Here is a 6,000-nt window from a genome sequence, read left to right on the forward strand (position 1 = left end):
GAGGTTACCTCCCTTCACCAGTTGATTTGGTTACTGATTCTAGAGGCTCCCCCTTTCTGTTCACCTCTAGAATCCTTCAAACAATTTGTTTCACAATATCCAAGCACTTTAAAAATGAGGGTGAATAACCTCATTTTTAGTACTTTCCTATCTTTGCGTGAAATTTCATTTTAACGAATAGATCAATAAATTAACCACTGATATACTAAAAAAGAAGTATCGCATGGATAAGGCTCCACGAGACACTTCTTTTGAACAACGCGTCGCTGATCAAGGGCACAACGAGTTGTATTGAACCATAAACAATTGTTAGTGACATTGTACTCGCAATAGGAACTTCTGTACATACCTTAAGGAGTGAAAAATGATGGCCGAACGGTTGACCCGTCAGCAACGGCAACATAAAGAGAAGGTGGAAGAAAAGCTCACCTACCTTCCCTCTTTCATTGATGAATACAAAGACGACATGTATACCGGAAACACGTCTCCGTCCACCCTTCTCGGGTATATCCATGACTTTGAAACGTTTTTCCGCTGGCTGATGCGAGAAGGGATTGTAGAGGTAGATCATATGAAAGATATTCCTCTGTCAGCTCTGGAGCGTTTACGGCTCGTCGAAGCGAATACTTTCTTTACGCGCCTCAGCATAGAACGAGAGCTGCAGGAGGAATCGATCAACCGCAAGAAAAGTTCCCTCAAGTCGCTGTACAAATTTTTGACCACCCGTACCGAAGACGAAGACGGGGAGTGTTATTTTCACCGTAATGTCATGGCCAAAGTGAAGATGGCCAAAACCTCGGAGACTTTATCCTCACGCGCCGAGCGCATCAGCAATAAGGTTCTTACCGGTAAAGACATTGAAGCATTTGTCAGATTTGTCGGTGAAGGGTACGAAGAGATGGTCCAGGATCAGAAACAGTGTCTCGCTTACTATAAACGCGACAAAGAACGAGACCAGGCGATCATTGCTCTTCTTCTAGCCTCTGGGCTACGTGTAAGTGAGCTGGCCAATCTACGGGTATCGTCGATCAACCTAAAGCAGCGAAAGCTCTCGGTGCTGCGCAAAGGAAGTAAAGAATCTGTTGTGTTTTTCCGCTCCTTTGCTGTGCCATACCTGCAAGCCTACCTAGATGTCCGCGAGGAAAAATACAAAGTGCAAGGCAAAGAGCCATACCTTTTCCTTTCCGTTTATCGGGGCACCGCGAATCTGATGTCCGTTCGCGCCATTCAGCATACCGTCATGAAGTACACGAAAGCGTACCGGGACGAGCAATTATCTCCTCACAAGATGAGACACAGCTTTGCAACGGAGTTCGCCAAACGAAACACGATGTATGACCTGATGCGGCAGTTAGGTCACACTTCCACGGATACATCCACCCTTTATATGAACGCACAGGAACAGGAAGCACAGAACGCGATTGATCGAATGGATGATTAATAAAAAGAAGGCTACCCTAAATGTTGGAGAGCCTCTTCGATGACTACCTGTGTGGAATGGAACAGGTCCATGGATTCGGTCTCTTCTTTAATTGTCTTCTTGCTGGTCAACATAGATCCCCCCTTATACAGTGAACAATTTTTGGATTTTCTCATAAGACATAATGGCCGTTATCATCGGTGATTCCCTCCTTGAAAAATCACACCAATCTTTATTTAGCAATTTACATGCCAAGTTTATGAACCCCGCAATGACAGCACTTGTTCTCAGCAAAAAGAGAATTAACGCCAATAATTTTTGCACAATCATTAAATCCAAAATTGAAAAGAAAAAATTTTTTGCATATTGTACACCTTTTGATTAAAATAAAAGCAATAGTTATCTGGAGGTTGCCCGATATGGATATAAGAAAAGTTCATAACCTACTTCTCGACGAGGTGGACGTCGGCATTCACGTCATAGACAGACGCGGCAGAACGATTATTTACAATAAAAAATGATGGAGATAGAGTCAATGGACGACAAAGATGTCCTCGACAAGTGAATCCTCGATGTGTTCAAGTTCAACGCCGATTAGCACAGTACGCTCGTTAAAGCGTTGAAAACGGGGGGAACAACGAGAGCGAAGAGACAGGTCTATTTCAACAACAAAGGGAAAGAAATCACGACCGTCAACGATTCTTTCCCCATTACAGAGGACGGGATAATTACAGGCGCCGTCGAAATCGCTAAAGACATCACCCAATTGGAACAGGTCATCAGGGAAAACGTGATGCGTAAGAAAAATACGAAATTCACCTTCGATCGGATCATCAGTCAAAGCGAAGAGATACAAAATGTCATCGAAGAAGCGAAGAGGTCTACCCGTACGACATCGTCTGTACTCCTAGTGGGAGAAACCGGCACTGGAAAAGAACTGTTCGCCCAGAGTATCCATAACGGAAGCAGTCGGTCCAACCAGCCTTTCCAGTCCCAAAACTGTGCTGCCATCCCTGACACACTCATAGAAAGCATCCTTTTCGGAACGACGAAAGGTGCATTCACGGGTGCCATCGATCGCCCGGGACTCTTTGAACAGGCAGATGGCGGCACACTGCTGCTCGATGAGATCAACTCCCTTTCCCCGCCTCTTCAGGCCAAACTTCTCCGTGTCATACAGGAGAAAACGATCCGTCGTGTGGGGGATACGAGAGATAGAGAAGTGGACGTCCGGATCATTGCCACTATCAATGAAGACCCAATCGATGCAGTTCAAGAAAATCGGCTGCGTAGGGACTTGTACTATCGAATCGGCGTCGTTACGCTTATCATCCCGCCTCTCCGAAAACGAAAGAGAGATCTGCCCTTGCTTGCGGGAAATTTCATCCAGAAGTACAATCAATTGTTTCATATGAACGTACAACGCATGAATGAGGACGTCAAAACGATTCTTTTTCAGCATGATTGGCCCGGGAACGTGCGGGAACTTGAACATATGATCGAAGGAATGATGAACCGTATTCTCGGTGAAGAGACGATCGAAATTTATCACCTTCCGTCACGTTTCAGGAACAGACTCAGCCCAGATAGAGAGCCTGTTCGTCACGAAGGGGCCCCCAGCCTTCCTAGAAAGTTAAAAACCAGGATGGCAGAGATAGAGAAATCTTATGTAGAACAGGCGCTCGAAGAAAGCGGTCGCAACATTTCACATGCTGCAAAAACACTTGGCATCAGTAGACAAAGTCTTCAATATCGGTTAAAAAAACAGAGGGATGCCAACGACTCATAATGACACACCGCGCATGAGTCCGTAGAATTTGATGGTGAGGAGAATCAACATGAAGCTGGAAATGGAAACAAAACAGACCCAGCAACCGAAGATGAATGTCTCCCTGCAACAGGCACTTCAGCTTCTTCAGCTGTCGGCTGTGGAGCTGAAAGAATATATCGAGAAAGAGGCACTTGAAAACCCGTGGATTGATCTCAAGGAACCATCCTTCTCTTCGTCTCGGCCTGATACAGACATGACAGACACCCCCCTGTTCGAAAAGAACCAGCACCCGGACCTTTATGAAGACTTGCAGATGCAGACGGCCTTTCTCGATGTTTCTGAAGAGAAAAAAGAGATCATTCGGTATTTTATTTTGGCTTTGAACGAGAAAGGCTACCTCGTGGATCCACTGGAACATTTGGCCGACGCATGCAACACCCCTATATCTAAGGCGGAGGATTGCCTCCATCACCTTCAGTCATTAGAACCCGCAGGAATCGGAGCGAGGACCGTCGAAGAATGCCTCTTGATCCAAGCGAGACGTTTCTTTCCAGGGGACAAGGCTCTCTCCCTTCTTATTTCCAAATATTTACAAGAGGCAGCTGAAGAACAGAGAGACACCCTGTGCTCCACCCTTTCTCTCACTTCCCGGGACTTGGACCGACGACTGGAACGTCTTCGTACCCTTCACCCAAAACCCGGTTTGACTACCGGGACTACGGGTGCAGACTACATTATCCCTGATTTGTATATCCGGAAGCAGGGAGAGACGTATACTGTCGTTCTCAATAAGCAAGTCATTCCTCAACTGGAGTTGAACGAGGATTACAAAAAGATTATGAAACAATACAAGGAGACATCATCTTTTCTGAAAGAGAAACGAAGAACATTCCAGTGGCTGAAACGAAGCATCGAACAGCGACAGTGGACGTTGCTTGCTATTGCAAATGAGATTATACAACAACAACCTACGCTAGCGATAAAAGGAATTTGTTCTCTTGAACCACTCACCAGAAAAGAAATAGCCGAATCTTTGGAAATCCACGAATCCACCGTCAGTCGCGCTGTCCGAAACAAAGTCGTTGAAACCCCGAACGGCACGTATTATATGGAAGAATTCTTTCCATCCCGTACGAAAAACGGTACATCTTCGGCTGTTATAAAAAACCGAATCCACGAGCTTGTGAAGCACGAAGATCCAGCTTACCCTTTGTCAGATCAAAAACTGAAAAAACTATTGGCTTGCGAAAGCCTTTATGCGTCCAGAAGAACGGTTGCCAAATATCGTGCAACTCTGGAGATTCTGTCTTCTGAGAAACGATAACCCCCTGCTATGGTTTCACGACTGTTTATCGCGGATAGCATGCCCGTAGCACCTCGCAAGGTTCCAACGCTTTCGATTCACCCGCGGAGAAGAAACACTCCTACCATAAATTACGTTTGTGAATTTCAATGTAGGAATTTACTGAAAAAACTAAATCTCCCTCATTTAGAGGAGGTAAGCAAATTGGCACTAAGAAGACCAACAGCTACTAACAAATTATCTAAACCCGTTATCATTCATAAAGATAAAAAAGAGCTTAAGGAGTTTGCTTCTATACAAGAAGCAGCCAATTGGTTTAAAACATATGCAAACTTACAATCGTTGCCTTTCCCACAAATGGAACGCGGAATGTATTATGATGAAGAATGGCTGCACGATGGACATACCTACGATTTCACTACTGACTCAATTGTTCAGGAAGAGAAATTACGTAAGATATCTCAGGAGCATAAAAACAAACTAACACCCACGGGCTATTGGACTTTTTTCTGCAACCCTAAGAGATGGGCAATTGACGAATTCCTATCTTCAAATGCAACCCACGGGTCGTTCTCTATTAGAACCTCTGACAAAGATTCATTTCGCGTTGGGGATTTAGGTGTAGTAAGAGTAGGCAAAGATAATCGTAGTGAAAAGCACCTTAGCGGGAAAGATAGATTACGACCAGGTATATACGCGTTGGTGGAAATCACAGATTTACCAAGACATGAAGCAATTGATAAAGATGATTTTTGGTACAAGAATGAAGACCGTTATGAAGTTCGTTACAGAGTGCCTATTAAGTATAAACAGAACCTCTTGTCAGAGGCACTACTACTAGAAGACTTCAAAGAACTCAATATCTATGAGGACCAACATTTAATAAACGGGTTCCAAGGTTCTTCTATTCCACTAGAACCAAAAACATACAAAGATATAGTAAATATCCTGGAGTCGTTACATAACCCTCAAGAAATCCCTGTGTCCAGTGGCCTTGTGGAAGGTGTCACAAAGAAAGTGACGGTGAACAGGTATGAAAGAAATCCTATAGCAAGAGAGCGATGTCTGCAGTATCATGGGCGAAACTGCGCAGTGTGCGATTTCAATTTTGAAGAGGTCTATGGAAATCTAGGCAAAGGATTTATTCATGTTCACCATGTTATTGACATCAGCACCGTCGGTAAAGAGTATGAAGTAGATCCAATTGAAGATTTGCGTCCAGTATGTCCGAACTGCCATGCAATGCTTCATAAGAAAACTCCAGCATATTCAATAGAAGAACTAAGAAATAAAATCTAAGCTAATTATATGTAAAATAACTATTAATAACTTCTATTATGCTTATCTAGATAGGCTACACTTGATTGGACAGTTTCGTTAAGGTCCGTTACACTTTATGAAAATCGAACGTCGAGGAGTGCCAAACCATGACCAAACGAAATCGTCGTAGCTTCACCCCTGAATTCAAGAAATAGATCGTCCAGCTTTACGAAGGTGGCAAGCCAA

Annotated in this window: 3 protein-coding genes and 1 pseudogene; all 4 read left to right on the forward strand. The window is 44.0% G+C overall.

The genetic code is table 11. The features are described 5' to 3' along the window. The first annotated feature begins 367 nt into the window (after nucleotides 1–367). The 4 genes and pseudogenes from xerS to BW944_RS14810 all read left to right on the forward strand — a co-directional run bounded on the left by xerS (nucleotide 368) and on the right by BW944_RS14810 (nucleotide 5,793). The gene (xerS, locus tag BW944_RS13950; RefSeq protein ID WP_076560734.1) at nucleotides 368–1,441 is read left to right on the forward strand and encodes a tyrosine recombinase XerS; all 1,074 of its coding nucleotides are present in this window, start codon (nucleotides 368–370) and stop codon (nucleotides 1,439–1,441) included. Nucleotides 1,442–1,839: 398 nt separating this feature from the next. Next, nucleotides 1,840–3,209 (forward strand): annotated as a pseudogene (locus BW944_RS13955) (sigma-54 interaction domain-containing protein). A gap of 49 nt (nucleotides 3,210–3,258) precedes the next feature. Then, a complete protein-coding gene (gene rpoN, locus BW944_RS13960) occupies nucleotides 3,259–4,515 on the forward strand; it encodes an RNA polymerase factor sigma-54 (RefSeq protein WP_076560736.1) in 1,257 nt (418 codons plus the stop codon). A 183-nt stretch (nucleotides 4,516–4,698) separates the two neighbouring features. Continuing rightward, nucleotides 4,699–5,793, forward strand: coding sequence for an HNH endonuclease (locus BW944_RS14810; protein ID WP_234983193.1), 1,095 nt, complete (start codon nucleotides 4,699–4,701; stop codon nucleotides 5,791–5,793). The last annotated feature ends 207 nt before the right edge of the window (nucleotides 5,794–6,000 follow it).

The organism is Salimicrobium flavidum, from assembly GCF_900156645.1.
Classification (GTDB): domain Bacteria; phylum Bacillota; class Bacilli; order Bacillales; family Halobacillaceae; genus Salimicrobium; species Salimicrobium flavidum.

Coding starts and splice junctions, on each gene's coding strand:
- xerS (WP_076560734.1), top strand. CDS start 368: ATGGCCGAACGGTTGACCCGTCAGCAACGGCAACATAAAGAGAAGGTG.
- rpoN (WP_076560736.1), top strand. CDS start 3,259: ATGAAGCTGGAAATGGAAACAAAACAGACCCAGCAACCGAAGATGAAT.